At 69.6% G+C, this 2,468-nt stretch carries 3 protein-coding genes; all 3 read right to left on the minus strand.

What is annotated here, in order from left to right:
* Positions 1 to 714 (minus strand): potassium-transporting ATPase subunit KdpA (locus GT030_RS24690; RefSeq protein WP_202460523.1); only part of this gene is annotated, 714 nt, incomplete at its 3' end.
* Positions 715 to 722: 8 nt separating this feature from the next.
* Positions 723 to 812, minus strand: a complete 90-nt coding sequence (kdpF, locus tag GT030_RS24695; RefSeq protein WP_016434100.1) for a K(+)-transporting ATPase subunit F — start codon at positions 810 to 812, stop codon at positions 723 to 725.
* Between the two features lie 256 nt (positions 813 to 1,068).
* On the minus strand, positions 1,069 to 2,468 hold a 1,400-nt coding region (locus GT030_RS24700), incomplete at its 5' end, for an APC family permease (protein WP_161202982.1).

The raw sequence follows: 2,468 nt of genomic DNA on the forward strand, positions 1-2,468 counted from the left end.
GTTGGCGTTGAAGTAGCCGCCGCCGTTGGTGCCCAGCTCCTTGATGGCCTCCTGCGAGGCGACCGCGCCGCCGTTCCACTGCTGCGAGCCGCCCATGAACTGGCCGACCTCATGAATGCCGGAGAAGTTCTGGATGGCGCCGCACGCCACCAGGATCACCGCGGCGATCACGGCGCCCGGCACCAGGATCCGTACGGTGCCCCGCACCAGGTCGGCCCAGAAGTTACCCAGTTGACCAGTGCGCGAGCGAGCGAAGCCCCGCACCAGCGCCACGGCGACGGCGATACCGACGGCCGCGGAGACGAAGTTCTGCACGGCCAGACCGGCGGTCTGCACGACGTGACCCATGGTCTGCTCGCCGTAGTACGACTGCCAGTTCGTGTTCGTCACGAACGACACGGCCGTATCGAACGACTGCGCCGGATTGACCGAGGAGAAGCCGAGCGAGCCGGGCAGCACACCCTGGAGCCGCTGGAGCAGGTAGAGGAAGAGGACGCTGACGGCGGAGAAAGCCAGGACACCGCGCAGATAGGCCGGCCAGCGCATCTCGGCGTCGGGGTCGGCGCCAATGCTCTTGTAGATCCACTTCTCCACCCGCAGGTGCTTCTTCGAGGAGTAGACCCGGGCCATGTAGTCGCCAGCGGGAACATAGACGAGGGCCAGCGCGCCTATCAGGGCGAGCAGTTGGAGCACGCCGGCAAGAACGGGACTCATATCGCTTCTCAGAACCTCTCCGGGAATATCAGGGCGAGGACGAGATAGCCCAGCAGGGCGACGGCCACGACGAGGCCGACGATGTTCTCGGCGGTCACAGCTTCGTCACCCCCTTGGCGACAAGGGCCACCAGCGCGAAACCCGCGAGCACGGTGACGACGAAGGCCAGATCGGCCATCGCGAACTCCTGGAGTGAGGTTTTTGATGTGGACGTGTAAGAGGAAAGCGCCTCGCTGGCCGGATCCGGTCGCCCGTTGACGGCTCTCTTACGGCCAGCCCCGCACCTTTGACGGGACTCTTACGGCCCCAGACCCGCACCGGTGAGTAGGCCGCCGCGACAGTCAGTGACCTGACTCACGGGAGCCGGAAGCGCAGCCGGCAGATCACCGCGTCGGTCTCCCGCCGTACGGCGTGTGCGACGACCGCGCCCCGCTGGTTCTGGAGCAGCCGCTGCCACAGCCGCTCCGGCTCGGTCTCCGGGATCAGGACCGTGATGCGGGTGCCCGGCTCGGCGGCGGCCGCCTCACGTACGTATGCGGCGATCGGGCGGCCGAGGCTGCGCCGCTCACAGGGCAGCCGCACCAGCGGTACCCCAGGGCCCCACTCCGCCCAGGACCGCTCCAGGGCGTGCAGCTGGGCCCGATCCTCGGAGTCCGGGTAGCACACGGTCACTGCGCGCACCTCGTCGCCGAGGGAGGCGGCCGCCGTCAGGGCCTCGGAGGTCAGCCGGGACAGCGAGGAGACCGGCACGATCACCAACGAGCGGTCGCGGCGCGGGGTCTTGGGGATGCGGCCCAGGCCGAGCCGCTCGCCGATGCGGCCGTAGGCGCGGTGCACGGTCTCGAACGCGGCCACGAGCAGGGGCAGCGCGATCACAACCAGCCAGGCGCCTTCCGCGAACTTGCTCGCGGTGACGACCACGGCCGCCACGCCGGTCAGGACCGCGCCGAAGCCGTTGAGCAGCGCCTTGCCACGCCATCCGCGGCTGTGCTCGAGCCGCCAGTGCCTCACCATGCCCACCTGGGCGATGGTGAAACCGAGGAACACGCCGATGGCGAACAGCGGCACCAGGGTGTTGGTGTCGCCGCCGGAGAAGACCAGCAGCGCGGCCGAGACCAGCGCGAGGGCGAGCACGCCGTGCCGGTGCACCTGGCGGTCGGCCTTCAGCGCGAAGACGTGCGGCAGGTAGTTGTCCCGGGCGAGCAGCTTCAGCAGGACGGGCAGACCGCCGAAGGAGGTGTTCGCGGACAGCGCCAGCAGGATCATCGTCGCGAACTGGATGACGTAGAAAGCCCAGTTGTGGCCGAGCGCGGCGTCGGCGAGCTGGGCGAGGACGGTGACGCCCTCGACCGGCTGGAGGTGGAAGCGGCCGATCAACACCGACAGGCCGATGAGCATCAGACCGAGGACGGCGCCGAGGGCGATCTCCGCGCGCTGCGCGCGCCTGACGCGCGGGACGCGGAAGGAGGGCACGGCGTTGGCGATGGCCTCCACGCCTGTCAGGGCGGCGCAGCCGGAGGCGAACGCCTTCAGCAGGAGCAGGGCTCCGACGGCGGAGGCGTTGCCGGCGAGGGCCGAGGCGTGACCGGCCGCGGTCACCGTGCTCACGGGGTGGGAGCGGAACAGGCCGACGGCGATGAGGACGAAGATCGAGCCGACGAACACGGCGGTCGGCACGATGAACGCCTTGGCGGACTCCACGATGCCCCGCAGGTTGACGCCCGTGATCAGCACGAGCACCGCCAGGCACAGCC

This window comes from Streptomyces sp. SID1328 (assembly GCF_009865595.1).
GTDB classification, from domain to species: domain Bacteria; phylum Actinomycetota; class Actinomycetes; order Streptomycetales; family Streptomycetaceae; genus Streptomyces; species Streptomyces griseoluteus.